Raw genomic sequence first — 19,524 nt, 5'->3', positions numbered from 1 at the left:
GCTGGCACGGGGCTTGCGGTAAGGACCGCATCCCTTCACCCGTTCGGAGCTTCCGAAGATGTCCCTCGAGCACGTCGAAAAACTCGTCAAGGATCATAAGGTCGAATTCGTCGATCTGCGTTTCGCCGACATGCGCGGCACGCAGCACCACGTCACCTTCCCCGCCTCGATCATCGAGCCCGGCCTGTTCGAAGAAGGCAAGATGTTCGACGGCTCGTCGATCAGCGGCTGGAAGGGCATCAACGAGTCCGACATGATCCTGCTGCCGGACGCCGGCACCGCGTTCCTCGATCCGTTCACCGCGGACCCGACCCTGGTGCTGACCTGCGACATCCTCGACCCGGCGACCATGCAGGCCTACTCGCGCGATCCGCGCGGCGTCGCCAAGCGCGCCGAGGCCTACCTCAAGGCCAGCGGCATCGCCGACCAGGCGTTCTTCGGCCCCGAGCCGGAATTCTTCATCTTCGACAGCGTCCGCTTCGCCAACGACATGGGCCACACCTTCTTCCACGTCGACTCGGAAGAGGCGCACTGGAACTCGGGCCGCGAGTACGAAGGCGGCAACACCGGCTACCGGCCGATGGTGAAGGGCGGCTACTTCCCGGTCGCGCCGCTCGACTCGCTGCACGACCTGCGCGCCGAGATGTGCAAGACGCTGACCTCGCTGGGCATCGAAGTCGAAGTGCACCATCACGAAGTCGCGAACGCCGGCCAGTGCGAGATCGGCACCAAGTTCAACTCGCTGGTGACCAAGGCCGACGAACTGCTGACGATGAAGTACGTCATCAAGAACGTCGCCTACCGCAACGGCAAGACCGTCACCTTCATGCCCAAGCCGCTGGTCGGCGACAACGGCAGCGGCATGCACGTGCACCAGTCGCTGGCCAAGGGCGGCGTGAACCTGTTCTCCGGCGACGGTTACGGCGGCCTGTCGCAGATGGCGCTGTGGTACATCGGCGGCATCTTCAAGCATGCCCGCGCGATCAACGCCTTCACCAACTCGACCACCAACAGCTACAAGCGCCTGGTGCCGGGTTACGAAGCGCCGGTGATGCTGGCCTACTCGGCGCGCAACCGTTCGGCGTCGTGCCGCATCCCGTACGTGGCCAACCCGAAGGCGCGCCGCATCGAGATCCGCTTCCCCGACCCGATGCAGACCGGCTACCTCACCTTCGCCGCGCTGATGATGGCGGGCCTGGACGGCATCAAGAACCAGATCGACCCGGGTTCGCCCAGCGACAAGGACCTCTACGACCTGCCGCCGGAAGAAGAGAAGAACATCCCCACCGTGTGCCACTCGCTGGACCAGGCGCTGGAAGCGCTGGACAAGGACCGCGAGTTCCTCAAGGCCGGCGGCGTGTTCTCCGACGACTTCATCGATGGCTACATCGCGCTGAAGATGCAGGAAGTCACGCGTTTCCGCGCGGCGACGCATCCGCTGGAATACCAGATGTACTACACGATCTGATGCGTGTTTCTTCCTGAAGTGTGTTCCTCCCTCCCTTTCGCCGCAGGCGAAGGGGAGGGTTGGGGAGGGGTCGACAGAGGCGTCACGCACGGGGAGAACGGGCCATGCACATCGCGATCGACGACCTGCGCGGCGACGACATCGTCGCGCTGCTGCAGGCCCACCTCGACGACATGCATCGCCACTCGCCGCCCGAGAGCGTGCATGCGCTGGACCTCGAGGCGCTGCGTCGTCCGGAGATCACCTTCTGGACGCTGCGCGACGATCGGGGCGTCTTGATGGGCTGCGGTGCGCTGAAACAGCTGGACGACGCGCACGGCGAGATCAAGTCGATGCGCACCGCCGCGGCGCATCTGCGCAAGGGCGTGGCGGCGACGTTGTTGCGGCACGTGCTGCGCACGGCGCGGGAACGCGGTTACCGGCGGCTGAGCCTGGAAACCGGCGCACCCGAGGCGTTCGCGCCGGCGCGCGAGTTGTATGCGCGGTTCGGGTTCACCGAATGCGGTCCGTTCGCGGACTACGTGGAGGATCCGTACAGCGTGTTCATGACCCTCGCATTGCAGGGTCCGGACTGACGAGGAGCGAAGCGGCAAGGCCCCGCGCGGGGCACAGGCGAGCGGTTGCGGCAGGCGCAAGGCGCCGGCCGGGAGGTTTCACCCACAGGTTTCGGCCGGGCGCGGCGCACACGCGCTGGCGCGTCCGGCCACGAGGTCGCGGACGACACAACGCAACTCCTTCCCCCACGTCGGATGCGTTGCGGTCTCCGGGAGCCGATGTCCACCGCAGGGCAGCCTGCGGTGGACACCGGCGCCAGACAGAACGCCGGCACCCCGGTGCCGGTCCTTCCATCCACGGGGAGAGCGCATGAAACTGATCACCGCCATCATCCGGCCGTTCAAGCTCGACGAGGTGCGCGAAGCCTTGTCCGAGATGGGCGTGTCCGGCATCACCGTCACCGAAGTGAAAGGCTTCGGTCGACAGAAGGGACATACCGAGCTGTATCGCGGCGCGGAATACGTCGTCGATTTCCTGCCGAAGATCAAGGTCGAGGTCGCCGTGTCCAGCGATCGCCTCGACGCGGCGATCGAGGCGATCCAGCAATCCGCAGGCACCGGCAAGATCGGCGACGGAAAGATCTTCGTCACCGCGCTGGAACAGGTCATCCGCATCCGCACGGGCGAAGTCGGCCCGGATGCGCTCTAACCCCCGCCCCGGAGATCGTCCCATGACGCCTGCAACCCTTTTCGGGTCACGGACCCGTGCCCTCGTGCTCGCGCTGCTGGTCGGCGCGGCGTCCACCTGTCTCGCGTTCGCGGCCACGGCGCAGTCCGAGCCCGGCGCGACCGCGCAAGCGGAAACTCCCGCCGCCGACGCGGCCCCCGCCGCAGCCGAAGCGACCGCTGCACCTGCCGCCACGGACGCGGCGCCCGCGGCTGCCGAAGCCGCACCCGCTGCGGCCGAAGCCACGCCTGCGGCCGCCCCTGCCGAAGCTCCGGCCCCCGCGCCGGTGCAGAAGGCCGACAAGGGCGACACCGCCTGGATTCTGGTCTGCGCCGCGCTGGTGATCTTCATGACCCTGCCCGGGCTCGCGCTGTTCTACGGTGGCCTGGTGCGCAGCAAGAACGTGCTGTCGATCCTGATGCAGTGCCTCGTCGTGTTCTCGGTGGTGGCGATCCTGTGGGCCGTGTACGGCTACAGCCTCGCGTTCACCGGCGGCAACGCCTTCATCGGCGGCGGCGATCGCCTGTTCGGTGCCGGCCTCAACGGCGCGATGGCGGCCACGTTCACCAAGGGCGTGTACCTGCCTGAGCTCGCGTTCTTCGTGTTCCAGGGCGCGTTCGCCTGCATCACCTGCGCACTGATCGTCGGTGCGTTCGCCGAGCGCGTGAAGTTCGCCGGCGTGCTGCTGTTCACGGTGATCTGGTTCACCTTCGCCTACACGCCGATGGCGCACATGGTGTGGTTCTTCCCGGGCCCGGACGCGTTCACCGACGCCAAGGCCGCCGCGGACGCCACCGCCGCCTCGGGCTTCCTGTGGGCGAAGGGCGCGCTGGACTTCGCCGGCGGCACCGTGGTGCACATCAATGCCGCGATCGCCGGTCTGGTCGGTGCGTACCTGATCGGCCCGCGCTTGGGCTACAAGCGCGAAGCGATCAAGCCGCACAACCTCACCCAGACCATGGTCGGCGCCTCGATCCTGTGGGTGGGCTGGTTCGGCTTCAACGCCGGTTCCGCGCTGGAAGCCAACGGCGTCGCCGCGCTCGCGTTCGTCAACACCTTCCTCGCCACCGCGGCGGCGGTGCTGGCGTGGACCGCGATCGAGTGGATCGCGCGCGGCAAGCCGTCGATGCTGGGCGGCGCGTCGGGTGCGGTCGCCGGTCTCGTCGCGATCACCCCGGCCTGCGGCTACGTCGGTCTGATGGGCGCGATCGCGCTGGGCCTGATCGCCGGCGTGGTCTGCTTCTGGGGTGTCACCGGCCTGAAGAAGCTGCTGCGCGCCGACGACTCGCTGGACGTGTTCGGCGTGCACGGCGTGGGCGGCATCACCGGCGCGCTGCTGACCGGCGTGTTCGCGGCGCCGTCGCTGGGCGGCTCGGGCCTGTGGGACTACATCACCGAGACGGCCGTGCCGGAATACAGCATCGCCTCGCAGGTGTGGATCCAGGCGCAGGGCGTGCTGGTGACGGTCGTGCTGTCGGGCGTGGTGTCGCTGATCGCCTTCACCATCGTGAAGTACACCGTCGGCCTGCGCGTGAGCGAGGAATCCGAGCGCGAAGGCCTCGACATCGCCTCGCACGGCGAAGCGGCGTACGAGCACTGACGTTCCTGCCGTCGCGGCATGCGGATCGGGCTTCCCGGGAGGGAAGCCCGATCTTTTTTGCGGCTTGCGTGCTTACTGCCAGTAGACCGTCAGGTTGCTCAGGTAGACCGTGTAGTCGGCATTCGCCGACGTCGAGGACACGATGAAATAGCCCGTGTCCGCGGCCGGGAAGCCATACTTGCCTGTGAACAGACCGTTGCCGTCGTACAGGCCGGTGGCGAACGGCGTGCCGCTGCCGGCGGGCGTGACCACGTACGAGATGTAGCCGGCGTCGTTGACGGTGATCTTGACGTGATAGCTGGTGTCGTTCTGCAGCGTGCCCTGGCCGCTGCACGGCGACAGGTTGTTGCCGGTCGGCCAGAACGCTTCGACGCGCACGTTCACGCCGCACGAATTCGCGCCGATGATGATGCCCAGCGCATGGTGGTTGCGCGCCGGGTTCGACACGTTGTCGATGTTGTTGTAGTCGATGTCCCAGTGCCCGTGCAGGCCGATCGCGATGTGCTCGTTCTTGCCCATGAAATCGGGCGTCTTCAGGTCGAACTCCATCACCTGCGCGGTCTTGCCGGCGGGCTTGGTGGTCGACTGCACGAAGCGATAGCCGGTGTAGCCGTTGCGGAAGTTGACCGGGTCGCTGCAGACGTTGTTCTGCACCGGCGTCTGCTGGCAGCGGGCGGTCATGATGTGGCCGCCCGGCAGCGACGGGAAGCCCGGAATGAACGCGGTGCCGTTGAACCAGCCGGTGGTTTGCGGGACGTAGCCTTCGACGTGGTCGTAGGTCCAGCCGGCGGCGATCAGCGATGCCTTTTCGCTGTCGGAGACGGTGAAGCGATGGGCGCGATCCAGGGTGGTCGCGTTGACCTTCGACAGCCGGTACAGCGGCAGCGAGCCCGGCACCTGCACCGTGTAGAGATAGCCGGCGATGCCCTCGTAGGCGTAGCCTAGGCTGTTCGCCGTGCTCAGGTCCTGCGGATAGGTGTCGGTGAAGTAGAAGTGGTCGGTCTGCGGCGCGCCCTTGTAGTAGCGGTACAGCGGCTTGGTCTGGGTCAGCGGCGTGCGTTCGAGGTAGAACGCGGTCTTCAGGCCGGAATAGCCGTAGTTGGTGGTGCTGCCGTAGGCCTCGGAATAGTTGATCGTGTAGAGGCTGTCGTTGATGCCGGCGTTGGTGGTCTCGTACATCGCCGACAGCGGCGGCATGGGGATGTAGGCCGTCGCCATCGCGGCGAACGGGGCGGCGGCGACGGGTGCGATGGCCAGCGCGGTGGCGAACAGGGACGCGGTGGCAGGACGTGGGCGGTTCCGGAAGCGCATGGGAAATCCTTGTGGCGATGATCGCGAACCGGTGAGGTCGCGAGGGGCGGGGGGCCCACCGTGTCCAGCGGACCGTGCGGATGGAGAGGATCGTCGCCACGCGGCGCAGCGATGCGCCGTATGCGTTCCGTTCATGTCGATGGCGATGTGCCATGCGTTCGCCGTGCGCACGCACGAACGGCCCGGGGATGCCGGGCCGTTCGTCGTTGCGGAGGTTGTCTTGCGGGGAGCGTGGTGCTGCGACTGCGGGGTCCTGCTTCAGGAGCGTGTGGCGTTTGCCGCTCGCGGAACGACCTTGGCGCGCGGGGCGCGACGAGGCATCACTTGGCCTTGGCGGCCTGGCACTTGCCGTTGACGACCGCTTCGCCGGGCTTGCACTTGGCGGCGTGCGCGGCGGCCTGCTTCTTCTGCACGACGGGCGCCGGCGTGGCCTTGGCGGCGGGTGCCGGCGCGGCGGCGAAGGCGGTACCGGCCATCAGGCCGAGGGCGAGCGCGGTGAGGGTGGCGCGAACGTTCATGGGGAAACACCTCGTGTGTCGGAAGGGGGCGCGACGGTCGTCGCGTGAAGCTCGGTCCGATGCGGGCGATGCCGTTGCCCGATCGGTGGGGACAGGTTGCGCCGGCACGGTTCGCGGAAAACTTGCGGCGACATGAACTTTTCTTCATGCGCCGCGACGTGCGTCGCATGCATCGCGCGCGATCACGCATCACGCACGCATGACGGCACCGCGCGGCTCGCGTCGTCATGCGTGCGCACGCAACGACGCACGCGGCCCGTTGCCGGACCTCGTGCGTTGGCGTGATGTGTGGGGGCGTGCGGTGCGATTGATCAGCCGGCGGCCTTCGGTGCTTCGCACTTGCCCTTCACCGTGACTTCCGGCGCCTTGCACTTCAGCGCATGGCGGGCGACGCGATGGTGGCGATGCGCGGCGGGCTTGGCCTTCGCGGCGGCGGCCGGCGCGGCGGTGCCGGCGGGCGCGGGCATGGTCGGCGCAGCGGCGAACGCGGTGCCGGCGAGCAGGCTCAGGGCGAGGGTGGCGAGCGGAAGACGGAGGTTCATGGCGGAGTCCTCGGGTGCGGGTCGCGATGCGACGGGGGAGTCTGGTGTTCGTCCGACGGCGGCATGTGCCCTGTCGGTGTGATCAGACTGCGCCCGCGTGCCTCGTGGCCGCCTTTCCGCCGGATTAACCTTCGTCCACGTGTGCGGTGGCCTTCGCCGCGGTCGCGACGCGCGGGAAGCGCACGGTCACGCGCAGGCCGGGCGCGGCGTCGTCCAGCCGCACTTCGGCGCGATGCCGCGTCGCGATCGCGCGCACCACGCTCAGTCCGAGCCCGTTGCCGGGCGAGCCGCGATGCCGCTCCAGCCGCACCAGACGATCGAACACGCGCTCGCGATCGGCTTCCGGGATGCCCGGGCCGTGGTCGCGCAGCGTCAGTTGCACGGCGTCGCCGTCGGCGTGCAGCGCCAGATCGATGCGTCCGCCGTCCGGCCCGTATTTCACCGCGTTGTCGAGCAGGTTCGACAGCAGCTGGAACAGCAGGTCGCGGTCGCCGGCGATCGTCGCCGGCGCGATGTCCGCGACGATGTCGCCGCCGCGCGCCTCGGCCATCGGCTGCCACATCTCCACCGCGTCGCGCACGATCTCATCCAGCGCCACCGCCGCATCGTCGCGGCCGTCGCCGGCCTCGATCCGCGACAGCCGCAGCAGGCTGTTGAAGGTCGCGATCGACTGGTCGATCTCGGCGATGGCGTCGTCCAGCGTGGCGTCGACGACGGCCGCGCGATCGGCGCCCCGGGCGTCGGTGCCGATCCGTTCGCGGGTGAGTTCCAGCCGCGTCTTCAGCCGCGTCAGCGGCGTGCGCAGGTCGTGGGCGATGTGGTCGGTCGACGCCTGGATGCCGCCGATCAGTTCGCGGATGCGGTCGAGCATGCGGTTGAGCGTGCGTGCGAGGCGCTGCAGCGGATCGTCGCCCGGGCCCACCGCGATGCGTTCGTCCAGCCGGCCCGCGGCGAAGCGGTCGACCGTGTCCAGCGTCGCCTGCAGGCTGTGCGCGAGGCTGCGCCGCAGCAGCCAGCCCAGCAGCAAGGTCAATACGGCGAGCAGCATGAGGATGCTCAGGCCCAGCGGCAGCACGACCTCGCGCAGCCGCTGCTGTTCGCCGGTGGAATGGCCGGTCAGCAGCGTCGCGCCGCCGGGCAGGATCTCGACGTAGGCGATCACTTCGTCGCCGTCGTCGTTCCACGGGAAGCGCAGCCAGCCGCGGGCGCGGGTCGCGCCGGCCGGCAGGTCGGCGAGATGGCCGGCCAGCACGCGGCCCTGCGCGTCGGCGAGCAGGTACACGGCCTCGCGCCGGGTGTCCTCGTCGACGCGCGTGTCGATCGCCCGCGCCAGCGCCATCAGCCCGGCGTCGCGATGCACCTCGCGCAGGTCCTCGTGTTCGGCGCGCACCGTGCGGCGCACGTCGCGATCGACGAGATGGTCGTACGCGAGCAGGCCCAGCCCGCCGATCGCCACGAACGCCAGCAGCAGCGCGACGCCGTAGGCCAGCACCATCCGGTTGAGGCTGGAGGCGAGGAACCCGGCGGCGCGCTGCGCGATCACCCGCGGGTGCCGAGCAGGTAGCCGGCGCCGCGCACGGTGTGCAGTAGCGGCTGCGCGTGGCCGCGGTCGATCTTCTGGCGCAGGCGCGAGACGTGCACGTCGATGACGTTGGTCTGCGGGTCGAAGTGGTAGTCCCACACCGCTTCCAGCAGCATCGTGCGCGACACCACGCGGTCGGCGTTGCGCATCAGGTATTCCAGCAGCCGGAATTCGCGCGGCTGCAGCTCCACCGCCGTGCCGGCGCGCTGCACCGTGCGCTTGAGCAGGTCCATGCGCAGGTCGGCGACCTCCAGCACGGTGGCCGGGCCGGCGGCGCCGGGGCGCGCGCGGCGTTGCAGGCCTTCCAGCCGTGCCAGCAGTTCGACGAACGAGAAGGGCTTGGCGAGGTAGTCGTCGGCGCCGTCGCGCAGGCCTTCGACGCGGTGTTCGACGTCGCCCAGCGAGGACAGCACCAGCGCCGGCGTCGCGTCGCCGCTCGTGCGCAGTTCGCGCAGCAGCGCCAGCCCGTCCAGCGAGGGCAGCATGCGGTCCAGTACCAGCGCGTCGTAGCGCTCGGTGCGCGCCCGGTGCAGGCCCTCGGCGCCGTCGCCGACGCGGTCGACGACGTGCCCGGCCTCGCGCAGGCCCTTCTCCACGAAGCCCGCGATCAGGGCGTCGTCCTCCACCAGCAGGATCCGCATCTTCGCCTCACGTGAGTCCGGTCGGACGCGGCTGTGACCATACACGGACCGGGAGGTTCCGGTGCATGCACGGGGCGTGGACGATGCCGTCGTCGCGCGCCCCGTGCCGGGACAGGGGATCAGAACCCGGGCGTCATGCTGTCGGAGATCGACACGTAGCCATAGCAATTGCCCCGGCCGCTGACGTTGGCGGAGGCGAACAGATCGTGGAAGAACGCCGGGCCGCTGTAGACGTAACCCGTGGACACGCTGGCGCTCTGGGTGCCGTTGACGAAACGGGTGATCTGCGTGCCGAGCTGCTTCTCGTGCGCCGTGGCATAGGCCAGCAGCGACACGTTGCTCGGCACGCCCGGGGGAGCAAAGACGACGCCGCTCGCGCTGGCGCCGGCACGGGCGTAGTAGGGGTTGAGCGTGCCGTCGCCGCGGTCGAGGTACAGCTCGGCGGTGGCGCTGACGGTGGCGCTGCCGTAGTAGTAGATCGGCGCGCCGCCGAGCGGCAGGTACTGGCACGGGAACGCGCCGCTGGTGGATTTCAGCAGGCCCGCGCGTGCGCCCGTGGCGGTGCCTGCCAGCGCGAAGCGGGCACGGGTGTCCTCGAGCCGGCGGATCTGTGCGTTGCGCTCCGCGCGCGCTTGCGCCGAACGTGGCGTCTGCGTGCGCAGCACGGCGAGGTCGTAGGCCAGGCCGGGCTCGCCGATGGCGACCGTCTTGCCGGCCAGGGCGCCATCGACCATCAGGTACACGCCGGGCGCGACGCGCTCGGTACGGTGGCCGTAGTCGTGGACGAACTGGGCTTCGCTCTGGATGTGCAGGGCGTCTTCGCCGGGGCGGTCGGCGGCGAAGGCGGGCAGCGCGGTCAGGGCGACGGCGAGGCAGGCGGTCAGGCGGATCTGGGTCATGGAGCGGTCTCCGTTCGAGGGCATCGGTCGACGCCGCGGCCGTCGGGCCGCGACGGTCCCGCCGCAGATCGGCAGGACTTCCTTCGAACAGCGGAATCCGCGGCGGGACGGGATCACCACGCGTCGGCCCGTCCGCGCCACGGGCATGCCGGCGCAGGCCACCGCACCGCGGCGGGTTCAGCCGGGAGGCATCGGCCGCAGGGGCGGCCGGCGCATCACTTGGAGACGACCGAGAACTGCGTGTAGTAGAAGACCAGCAGGTTGCCGGGCATGTCCTGCTGCTGCAGGTTCTGCAGCGGGTCGATCGAATCGACCGCGTCCGCCAGCGCGGCGTCGGTGGAGATCGGCGTCTCGTCCGCAGGGCGCGCGGCATGAGGCAGGTTGTAGTCCAGCAACCCCATCGCCGCGATCGACGGCGCCTGCTCCTTCAGCGTCGCGGCGTGGACGATGGTGCCGTCGACCTCGAGCGTCAGCCCCGTGGTGGCGGTGTACGCGTCCACCACGGGTGGCCCGATCTGGACAGCGTTCTTGGTGGTGGCCTCGCCGAGCGACTCCGTCATCGGCGACCAGTGCAGGACGACGGACACGACCCGGTCCTTGGTGCCGAGCGGGACCGCGGCGACGACGACGTCCTCCCCCACCAGGGGATCCGCGAGGATCAGCCGCAGTTCGGACTGGCCGTCCCAGCGGGTGGTCTTGCGCAGCCGGTAGATCACGCCCGGCCCGATGTCGGCATCGGATGCGCGTTCGAATTCCATCTGGGCGATGTCGATCCAGTCCCCCGCATGCGCCAGGGGCGTGGCGTTGATGCCGAGGATCAGCGCATACGCGGGCCTGTGGAGCGCCACGTCCTCATTGCGCACGTCCGGCAGCCCGGCGAGGCCGACATGACTGGCGACCGAATACGAAGGCTTGGCCCCGACCGTCCCGGCCGAGGTCTGCGCGGGAAGCGTCCGCAGATCGAAGCTGTCGATCGTGCATTGCCCGCTCCGGATGATGTCGGGGAGGCGCGCGCAGTCGACGACGAAGCTGTCGGGGGCCACCGTCCCGACCGCGCTGACCGTGGCGACCTTCCACGGACTCATCGCGACGGTCCCGACCGGCGGCGGCGCGTCGAGGGGCAGGATGCCGGCTTCGCCGACGGGACAGGGGGGGAAGGCATGGGCCGTCGAAGCGCAGCCGACGGTCAGCAGGAAGGCAAGGGTGGCAGTGCGGAACATCGAAGTCATGGGGTCACCGTGGTTCGGACGTGATCGGAGGAGGAACCGGGGAACGCAACGGGCGATGGAACCGGATGCGAACGGGGAGCGTCGCCGGCGGGAGGTCCGCATGCGATCGTTGTGGACATCGGAAACCGCCGGGCGACCGGATCACCGTCGCGGCGCCACCCCCCGGCGCCAAACCCGTCGGCGCCAAGGGATGACGGGGTCAGCGACGCCCTTCGGACACGGCCAGCCGGCGTTGCAGCTGCGCCAGCGTGTCGGCCTGCGCGGCCGGGAACGGGGCGTGCCGCTGGTCCCAGACGCTGGAAGCCGCCGTGACCAGCCGGGCGGCGTCGGTCCGGCGCCCGGTCGCCAGCGCCGCCTTCGCCAGTTCCAGTTCCAGGCCGCTGAGCTTGGCGACATCGGTGTCGGTATCGGTGGCCTGCGCGGCCGGCGGCGACGACAAGGCCTCGAGGCAGCGCGCGTGGCGGCCCAGCGCATTGAGCGTGCGCGCCCACTGCAGTTCGAAGCCGCGCACGTCGCCGTGGGCGCGCGAGGTGGCGCGCCGGCCCAGCGCCACCGCGAGCGCGAGATACGGTTCGGCGAGGGCCGGCGATCCGCGCAGTTCCAGGTAGTAGCCGGCCATGTTGCGTTCGGCATAGGCCCGGGCCATCGACGCCGGCGGCAGTTTCGCGGTCTGGATCGCATGGGCGCGCTGCATCAGCCGTTCCTGGGTGGCCGGATCGTCGCTGACGCCGACGGCCCAGACGTAGGCATTCGCGGCTTCCAGCGAGTCGGCGCCGTAGTAGCGCACGGCGGTGTCGCGCCATGCCTCGATCGCATGCATGCGTGCCGCGCGCGGCGCGTTGCGGGCGTCCAGCTCGCGCAGCATCAGCCGCCACGCGCGGATCTGCTGCGCCGGATCGCGCCGGCGCAGCGCGTCGAGGTCGATCGTCGCGACCAGGCGGGCGGCGTCCTCGGTGCGTTCGGCGTTGAGCAGCGCATCGCCGAGGTCGATGCGCAGGCGCAGTGCGTCGTCGGCCGGCAGTTGCCGTTCCAGCGTCCGCCAGGCGTCCTCCAGGGTGCGGGCGGCCGCCGCGAACGCGGCGCGGCGCGCATACAGGCGTTCGCGCTCGTGCGCGACCCGCGCGCGCCGCGTCGGGGTGTCGGCCAGGCTGGCGAGCGCCGCCAGGCGCGCGTCCAGCGCCGGGGTGTCCGGGTCCAGCTCGCGGCGGATCGACAATTGCAGCGATGCCGCGCGCCAGCGCACGTCGGCGTCCTTGCGCGCCAGCGCTTCGATCCTCGGCGCGTAGGCCGCATAGGTGGCCGCGCTGTCCTGCAGCAGCCCCAGTCCGGCTTCGTTTTCGGCCATGAGCAGCGCCAGATCGGCCTGGGTGTCGGGTTGGCCGTCGAGATCGCCGAGCCGACGCTTGCCGTGCGCGACCAGGTCGCGCGCCATCAGCGTGTCTTCGCGCGCCTTGCCTGGATCGGCCTGCGCGAACGTGTCGCGCATGAACGCCGCGACCGCGCGCGCGCGGTCGCGGTCCGCCTCCGACTGCGCACGGGCCGCACGCGCCGCGTCGCGCTCCACGCGCAGCGCCGCGGCCTGCCACAGCGCCACGCCCAGCGCCGCCAGCACGCCGGCCAGCGCCAGCGCGGCGATCGTCGCCGGCAGCCGGTGCCGGCGCAGGAACTTGCGCGTGCGGTACAGCCGGTCGCCCTGCGCGATCGCGATCGGGTGGCCCGAGCGCCACGCGCGCAGGTCGCGCGCGAGGTCGCCGACGTCGGCGTAGCGCTCGTCGGCATCCTTGCGCAGGCAGTGCGCGATGATTGCGTCCAGTTCGCCGCGCAGCATCGCCGGGGTGATGCCTGCCGCCGCCGGGCTGCTGCGGCCTTCGCCGATCGCGCGCTGCAGCGTGTCGCTGGCCCGCGGCGGCACGCGTTCCAGGATCGCCTGCGTGCGTTCCGCCGGCGACAGCGGCGGGCGCTCGAACGGCAGTTCGCCGCACAGCAGCTGGTGCAGCAGCGCGCCCAGCGCGTAGACGTCGGTGGCGACGAGCGCGGGATCGCCGCGCAGCTGTTCCGGCGCCGCAGTCATCGGCGAGAAGAAGCGGTCCTGCGCCAGCGTGCCGGTTTCGTCCGGTGCCGGCGTCAGCGCCTTGGCGATGCCGAAGTCGAGCAGTTTAAGGTGCCCGGTCTCGTCGACCAGCACGTTGCCGTCCTTCAGGTCGCGATGGATCACCAGGCTGCGGTGCGCGGCCTGCACCGCGTCGCACAGTTGCAGGAACAGGTCGATGCGTCCGCGCAGATCGGTGCCGCGATGCGCGCACCACGCGCACAGCGGTTCGCCCGGCACGAACTCCATCGCCAGCCACGGCGTGCCGTCGTCCAGCGCGTCGCCGTCGAGGATGCTGCAGATGTTGGGATGGCGCAGGCGGGCGAGGATGGCGCGCTCGCGGGCGAAGCGTTCGCGCGCCGCGGGATCGGCGGCGAAGCGCGGCAGCAGTTTGATCGCCACCCGCTGCGCGAAGCCGCTGCGGCGTTCGGCCTCGTACACCACGCCCATGCCGCCGCGGCCGACCAGCCGCACCAGCCGGAACGGACCGACGTCGGCGAGGCCGTCGACCGGATCGTGCAGCGGCTGTGCCATCACGTTGCGCGCGGTGTGCCCGGCGTAGGCATCGTCGATCGCCAGCAGCCGGCGCAACCGCGCGGCCAGCGCCGGATGTTCGGTCGCCAGCGCGCGCAGGCGCGCGTCGCAGTCGGCCGTGTCCAGTTCGCACAGCTCGCCGAACAGGCGGCTCTCGTCGAGCGGGTCGCCGGTGATCGCGTCGCGCGCGCCGCCGGGCGTCGGCTCAGTCATCCGTGGCCGGCTCCGCGCCGAAGTGGTCGATCAGCCAGGCGCGCGCGTAGCGGTAATGGCGCACCGTCGTCGCGCGCGAGATGCCCAGCGTCTCCGCGACCTGTTCGTTGGTCAGGCCGGCGAAGAATTTCAGCTCCACCACCTGCGCCGCGGCGGCGTGGCGTTCGGCGAGGATGGTCAGCGCGGCGTCGACCGCGATCCAGTCGACCTGGTCGTCGATGGTCGCCGCCGACACGTCGTTCTCGGCCTTGTCCAGCAGCTCGAACGGCAGCCCGCCGCCGCGCTTGTCGGCGCTGCGCCGGCGCAGGTAGTCGACCACGATGTTGCGCACGATCCGCGCCGCCAGCGCGTAGAAATGCTCGCGGTCGTTGAAGCGGCCGGGGAAGTCGTGCATCAGCGCGATGTACGCGTCCTGCGCCAGGTCCGACGCCTGCAGCGTCAGTCCGCTGCGGCCCTGCAGCTGGCGCGCGGCGAGGCGTTCCAGCCGCGGCCACAATTCCGCGGCCAGCGCTTCGAGTTCGGGCTTGTCGACCGAACCGCGCCGGTTGATCAGGTCGGTGAGATTGGCGGGGGGCGACGCGGACATGGGACGGGCTCCGGGGGCATCCACGACGGTCCCTGCGTGGTGCGGGCCGTGGTCCCGGGCGCGGTCCGGGCGCCCGGATCATAGCGCGTCAATCGGCGCCGAGTTCCCGCAGCAGGCCGTCGGCGTGTTCGACGTCGCGCAGCATCCACAGCAGGTAGCGGATGTCCACGCTGACGTTGCGCGAGACCGCCGGGTCGAAGCCGAAGTCGCCGGCGACGTTCTCCCAGACGCGGTCGAAGTTCACGCCGACCAGCCGGCCGCGGCCGTCGACGACCGGGCTGCCGGAATTGCCGCCGCTGGTGTCGCCGTCGGCGAGGAAGTTGACGCGGCGCTCCGCCGCCCCCGGCGCGGTCGCGGCGGCGCGCACCGCGCCGGGCAGCGCGAAAGGCTCCTGCCCGGTGTCCTTCTGCAGCACGCCGGCGAGCGTGGTGAACGGCGTCGCCACCAGCCCGTCGCGCGGCGCGTAGCCCTGCACGTGACCGAAGCTGATGCGCAGCGTGCCGTTGGCGTCGGGCGCGACCGGCTTGCCCGCCTGCGCCGCGACCGCGCGCCGCCACGCCGGACGCGCCTGCGCCGCGCGCGCGTTCCAGTCGCGTTCGCGTTCGCGCAGTGCGCGCACGTCGCGGTTCCAGTCGAGGCCGAGGTCGATCAGCGCGTCGTGGCGTGCGGCCAGCGCGGATTCGGATTCGCCGAGCATCGCGTCGCGACGATCGGCATCGAGCAGCGACGTGCCCGCGTACAGCGCGGCGATCGCGGCGTCGATCTGCGCCGGCGTCTTGCCGGCGAAGCGCGCGTCGATCGCGGCGATGCGTTGGTCCGCCGGCAGCGCCAGCGCGCGCCGCACCAGCGCGGCGAACACCGCGCGGTCGGCCGGCTCGAAATAGCTGTGCTGCTCGCTGCGCAGGCGATCGCGCAGGCGCGCGCGGTCCGCATCGGTGAACGCGTTGCCGCGTTCGCCGTCGGGTTTCGCGCGTTCGCGCGCGTCGTGCGCCAGCGTCGCCGCGAAGTAGAGCGCCTTCGGCAGCGGCGGAATGCCGCCGGCCACGCTGTCGGTGCCCATCGGGATGAGGTTGAGCAGGAAGTCGTGCTCCCACGTGCGTTCGCGTTCCGCGAGCACGGCGCGCAGCGTCTCGCGCGCGGCCAGCGCGTCGGCGTGCTCGGGATGCGCGGCGGCGTACGCGGCCACGGCGTCGTCGCGTTCGCGCTGGCGCTGCACGATGCGGCCGCGGTCGAGGCCCGCGATCTGGCCCTGCGCGTTCTTCCAGCGGTTGTTGATGCCTTTCAGGTTCGCGGCGACGAGGATCTTGCCGGCATCGTCCTGTTCGGTGGTCTTTTCGAGCAGTCGGATCCATTCGCCGAACAGGTCGTCGCGGCGCGCGAAATAGCGTTCGCGACGCTCGCGCATTTCCTCGGCAATCAATGACCGGTACGTGATGCCGGGGTAGCCCAGCACCATGATGAAGTCGCCTGCGTCGAGGCCGTCGGTGGAGATCGGGAAGAAGAACTCCGGCGCGTACGGCTTGTTGCCTTCGGCGCGATCCGCCGGGCGGCCGTCGGCGCCGACCCAGGCGCGGGCGATCGCGAAATCGCCGGTGTGTCGCGGCCACGACCAGTTGTCGATCTCGCCGCCGTATTCGCCGATCGCGCGCGCCGGCGAATACACCAGGCGCACGTCGCGCAGTTCGGTCGATTCGATCAGCGTGTACTGGACGCCGTCGTCGAAGGTCGCGACCTTGCACTTGGTGTCGGCCTGCTTGCGGCATTCGGCGACGAGCGCCTTCTGCGCGGCCTCGATCGCGCGCAGCCGCGCCTGCGGATCGGCGCCGGCCGGCACCGCGGCCAGCACCTGCGCGGTGACGTCGGTGAAGCGCTTCGGGATCTCCACCCGCAGCGTGCTGCCCGGCAGTTCGTCGGCCGGCGTGCGCGCGAGATAACCGTTGGTGATCAGGTCGCGCGCCGGCGTGCTGTGCTCCTGCACGACGCCGAACAGGCAGTGGTGGTTGGTGACGATCAGCCCGGTGTCCGACACGAACGCCCCGGAGCAGCCGCCGATGTTGACCGCGCCGCCGAGCAGCCCGGTGCCGCGCTTCGCGTCCCACAGCGCCGACGGCGGAACGCGCAGGCCCTGCTTGCGCAGCCACTTGGCGTCGAGTTCGAGGACCTGCCCCGGCGTCCATTTGCCGTCGAGGGCGAGGGCGGGCGTGGCGGCGGAGAGGGCGACGGCCAGCGTCGCGGCGACCACCGCGGCGGGCGCGGTCTTCCGCGCACGGCGGCGCGGGGAAGTGGAAAGCATGTGCATGCCCGCAGTGTAAGGATCGGGTACGCCCGCCGCCATGCGGCGGCGGGTTTTCGGGCGGCGCGCAGTGCGTGCCGCCGGGTCGGTTACTGGAATCCCATCGCCTTCAGCAGGCCGCCGACGTTCTCCATCGTCTGCCGGGTGAGCGCTGCGCACTGCGCCAGGCCGGCGCTGGCCGGTTCGGTCTTCATGCCGAGGAAATCGCGCCAGCAGTCATCGGCCTTCGCAGCGGGGCAGGCGGCCTGCAGCATGTCTTCCTGCTTCGCAACGAAGGCGTCGGCAGTGGCGTCGTCCAGGATCTTTGCCGTGGCCTTGCGCACCAGCGTGCGCGACTGTTCGTAGGGCTGCTTCGTCATCACGCCCTGGCATTGCCAGGTCACGGTCAGCAGGTTCTGCAGCGCGGTCGGCAGCAGCGACGCGGCCTGCTTCTGGGCTTCCGCGGACGGCGCGTCGGCTGCGTGGACGGGCAACAGCGGCGCGAGCGCCAGCAGCAGGACGAGGGCGAGTCGTGGCATCACGGGCGGGTGCTCCTGAAGGGTGGGCGTCGAATGGCGGGGCGCGGACGACCATGCACGATCCCGGCCTGTTCGCGGCACTTGGCCGGTTCCGATGGCGCAGATGCAATCGATCCGCGGCGATCCTGCGGCAACGTCCCTGTCCGTATCCGCATGTCCGTTCCCCGATCCGATGGAAGCATGCCGGCCCGGTATCCTGCAATCGCACGTCCGGACGCATCCCGCCGTGCGTTCCCGACGATGCTTTCCGCAGCCCGGCTGGCCATCGCTGTCACCGCATTGTTGCAGCGCATCCATACGATCCGCCCATTGATTGGTATCGGGGGAACCGTTAGCTTGGCGGCCGGCGGGGGCGGTCCGTACGCGACCGGATGCCAGGAACGGAAATCCCGGAATACGCCTGAGCGTCGTCCACAGCCCTCGGGTTCGTCGGCTCGTCCATCTTCTCACCAAGGAAACAGGTTCATGATCATCCGAAAGACCCTGCATGTGCTGGTCCCGGCCATCGCGGTGTTCGTCGCCGCGCAGGCCTCGGCCAACACGCTCAACCAGAACGTGTCGTGGACGGTCGACCGTTCCGGCACCGCGACGAAGTACCGCGTCGTCGCCTACGGCGACTCGATCTACGCCGGCTACAACGGCTCGATCGCGAATGCCGCCAAGTACTCCGCCCCCACCGTCGACGCCGAATACCTGGCGGCGCTGTGGAACGCGGACATCGAGAGCGTCCGCCGCGCCAAGTCCGGCGCCATCGCGTCCGACGTCTACAACAACAAGATCGTCGGCGAAGCCTCGTACATGCAGGACGCCTCGACCCGCGTGGTCACGTTCGAAATGTGCGGCAACGACGGCCTGCAGGCGCGCAGCGCGTTCAAGGGCCAGACCGGCACCTGCGACTACAGCGGGCTCAACACCGCGGTCGCCAACTGCAAGACCTACGTCGCCGCGGCGATGAACTACATCAACGCCAATGCCTATTCGGGCGTGAAGCTGAAGGTCATCTCCAACCTGTACTACCCCGGCTACGCCGCCGACAACGTGCAGAGCGGCTGCAACGACCCGACCACCGGCGCCAAGATCAACCTGCGCGACAAGTTCCTGCCGGCGATCGCGAGCATGAACTACTGGATGTGCGAATACGCCCGCCAGAAGGGCTTCAAGTGCAACGACAACTTCGCCCAGTACATGGGCGCGGACTACGACAGCAACGGTGACGGCCAGATCGACTCCGATGCGCTGAAGTTCATCCCGGGCGAGAGCGAAGCCAGCTACGTCACCCGCATCACCTCCACGCTGAAGTCGACCCTGCGCGACGCGAACACGCACTTCGTGTCCTCGTCCAGCAGCTACGACTACATCCAGTCGGACGACACCCACCCGACCTACCAGGGCGGCACGGTCACGGCCGGCCTGTTCGGCGGTTCGACGGGCACGGGCGCGGCGCGCTACACGTCGTTCACCGGCGGCAAGAACCCGATCTGGAACCAGTACGGCCACGAGCGCATGGGTTGGGGTCTGTCGACCTTCAGCCCGCCGGCGCCGTGATCGCGGCGGCCTGACCGTCACGATGCCACGATGGACGACCTGCGCGCTTCGCATGCCCCTTCGACCGGCCCGGCCGGCGACGGGGTGCGCATCGTCCGCCACGCAGGCCCCGGCGCACGCCGGGGCCTGCTCTATCTCGCCCTCGCCTCGGTGCTGGTCGCCGGCTGCGGGGGGTATCTGCTGAGCATGCATCGCACGCCTGGCGACGATGCGCGCCCGCCGGCCGACGATGTCGCGTCCGCCGCGGCGCCCGTCGACGACACGACCGCGCCCGGCACCGGCAGATCGACCATCGCCGCCGCAACGGCCGCCGCGCAGGCGCTGACCGCGCGCCGCGCGGGCACCGGCAGCGATCCGGTCGGCGACCTCGCCGACTACGTGCCGCCGGGCGAAGTGCCGACGATGGGCGAAGTGATCGATCGCCTGCATGCCGCCGGTGTCCACACCGGACTCGGCGCGTTCAATCCGCCGGGGACGAGTCCGCCGCTGGTCGGTCTGGCCGTGCCCGAGGATTTCCCGCTGCCCGAGGGCTACGTCCGCCATTACCAGGCGACCGACGACGGCCAGCGGATCGAACCGATCCTGATGTTCTCGCCCGATTTCCAGTTCTTCGACGCCAACGGCAAACCGATCCCGATCCCGGCGAACCGCGTGGTGCCGCCCGAATACGCCCCGCCGGGGCTGCCGGTGCGGCGCATCGAGATCCCGCGGCCTCGCGACGGCGGGAGTCCGTAG

Annotated in this window: 17 protein-coding genes; 6 read left to right on the top strand and 11 right to left on the bottom strand. The window is 70.3% G+C overall.

Features of this window, described 5'->3' with window-relative positions:
* The first annotated feature begins 58 nt into the window (after positions 1–58).
* From glnA to ACT53R_RS15660, 4 genes are all read left to right on the top strand, one after another.
* Positions 59–1,468 carry a type I glutamate--ammonia ligase gene (gene glnA, locus ACT53R_RS15675; protein WP_476172839.1) on the top strand — a complete coding sequence of 470 codons (1,410 nt, stop codon included), beginning with the start codon at positions 59–61 and terminating at the stop codon, positions 1,466–1,468.
* Between the two features lie 104 nt (positions 1,469–1,572).
* Entirely contained in the window at positions 1,573–2,043 is a 471-nt protein-coding gene (locus tag ACT53R_RS15670) for a GNAT family N-acetyltransferase (protein ID WP_476172838.1), read from the top strand.
* A gap of 289 nt (positions 2,044–2,332) precedes the next feature.
* Positions 2,333–2,671 carry a P-II family nitrogen regulator gene (locus ACT53R_RS15665; RefSeq protein ID WP_476172837.1) on the top strand — a complete coding sequence of 113 codons (339 nt, stop codon included), beginning with the start codon at positions 2,333–2,335 and terminating at the stop codon, positions 2,669–2,671.
* A 22-nt stretch (positions 2,672–2,693) separates the two neighbouring features.
* On the top strand, positions 2,694–4,289 hold the full coding sequence (locus tag ACT53R_RS15660; protein ID WP_476172836.1) for an ammonium transporter: 1,596 nt from the start codon (positions 2,694–2,696) through the stop codon (positions 4,287–4,289).
* A gap of 72 nt (positions 4,290–4,361) precedes the next feature.
* Here ACT53R_RS15660 and ACT53R_RS15655 read toward each other — a convergent pair whose 3' ends face one another.
* The 11 genes from ACT53R_RS15655 to ACT53R_RS15605 form a co-directional block, all read right to left on the bottom strand.
* Positions 4,362–5,600: a hypothetical protein gene (locus ACT53R_RS15655; protein WP_476172835.1), complete on the bottom strand. Its 1,239-nt coding sequence runs from the start codon at positions 5,598–5,600 to the stop codon at positions 4,362–4,364.
* A 320-nt stretch (positions 5,601–5,920) separates the two neighbouring features.
* Positions 5,921–6,118, bottom strand: a complete 198-nt coding sequence (locus tag ACT53R_RS15650; protein ID WP_476172834.1) for a hypothetical protein — start codon at positions 6,116–6,118, stop codon at positions 5,921–5,923.
* Positions 6,119–6,429: 311 nt separating this feature from the next.
* On the bottom strand, positions 6,430–6,660 hold the full coding sequence (locus tag ACT53R_RS15645; protein ID WP_476172833.1) for a hypothetical protein: 231 nt from the start codon (positions 6,658–6,660) through the stop codon (positions 6,430–6,432).
* Positions 6,661–6,784: 124 nt separating this feature from the next.
* Positions 6,785–8,203, bottom strand: a complete 1,419-nt coding sequence (locus tag ACT53R_RS15640; RefSeq protein ID WP_476172832.1) for a HAMP domain-containing sensor histidine kinase — start codon at positions 8,201–8,203, stop codon at positions 6,785–6,787.
* On the bottom strand, positions 8,200–8,883 hold the full coding sequence (locus ACT53R_RS15635; RefSeq protein ID WP_476172831.1) for a response regulator transcription factor: 684 nt from the start codon (positions 8,881–8,883) through the stop codon (positions 8,200–8,202). The genes ACT53R_RS15640 and ACT53R_RS15635 overlap by 4 nt, the downstream gene beginning before the upstream one ends.
* A 119-nt stretch (positions 8,884–9,002) precedes the next feature.
* On the bottom strand, positions 9,003–9,782 hold the full coding sequence (locus tag ACT53R_RS15630; protein WP_476172830.1) for a hypothetical protein: 780 nt from the start codon (positions 9,780–9,782) through the stop codon (positions 9,003–9,005).
* 215 nt (positions 9,783–9,997) lie between these two features.
* Complete coding sequence (locus tag ACT53R_RS15625) at positions 9,998–11,113, bottom strand: hypothetical protein (protein WP_476172829.1); 1,116 nt, start codon at positions 11,111–11,113, stop codon at positions 9,998–10,000.
* Between the two features lie 97 nt (positions 11,114–11,210).
* The gene (locus ACT53R_RS15620; protein WP_476172828.1) at positions 11,211–13,847 is read right to left on the bottom strand and encodes a serine/threonine-protein kinase; all 2,637 of its coding nucleotides are present in this window, start codon (positions 13,845–13,847) and stop codon (positions 11,211–11,213) included.
* Entirely contained in the window at positions 13,840–14,433 is a 594-nt protein-coding gene (locus tag ACT53R_RS15615) for an ECF-type sigma factor (protein WP_476172827.1), read from the bottom strand. The genes ACT53R_RS15620 and ACT53R_RS15615 overlap by 8 nt, the downstream gene beginning before the upstream one ends.
* An 88-nt stretch (positions 14,434–14,521) precedes the next feature.
* Positions 14,522–16,726: a S46 family peptidase gene (locus ACT53R_RS15610; protein WP_476172826.1), complete on the bottom strand. Its 2,205-nt coding sequence runs from the start codon at positions 16,724–16,726 to the stop codon at positions 14,522–14,524.
* An 89-nt stretch (positions 16,727–16,815) separates the two neighbouring features.
* Complete coding sequence (locus tag ACT53R_RS15605; protein WP_476172825.1) at positions 16,816–17,244, bottom strand: hypothetical protein; 429 nt, start codon at positions 17,242–17,244, stop codon at positions 16,816–16,818.
* 465 nt (positions 17,245–17,709) lie between these two features.
* On the opposite strand from ACT53R_RS15605, the gene ACT53R_RS15600 reads away from it, so the two are divergent.
* On the top strand, positions 17,710–18,789 hold the full coding sequence (locus ACT53R_RS15600) for a hypothetical protein (protein ID WP_476172824.1): 1,080 nt from the start codon (positions 17,710–17,712) through the stop codon (positions 18,787–18,789).
* Positions 18,790–18,819: 30 nt separating this feature from the next.
* On the top strand, positions 18,820–19,524 hold the full coding sequence (locus ACT53R_RS15595; RefSeq protein WP_476172823.1) for a hypothetical protein: 705 nt from the start codon (positions 18,820–18,822) through the stop codon (positions 19,522–19,524).

This window comes from Lysobacter sp. DMC104 (assembly GCF_056313665.1).
This window is presented reverse-complemented; position numbering and strand designations above follow the sequence as displayed.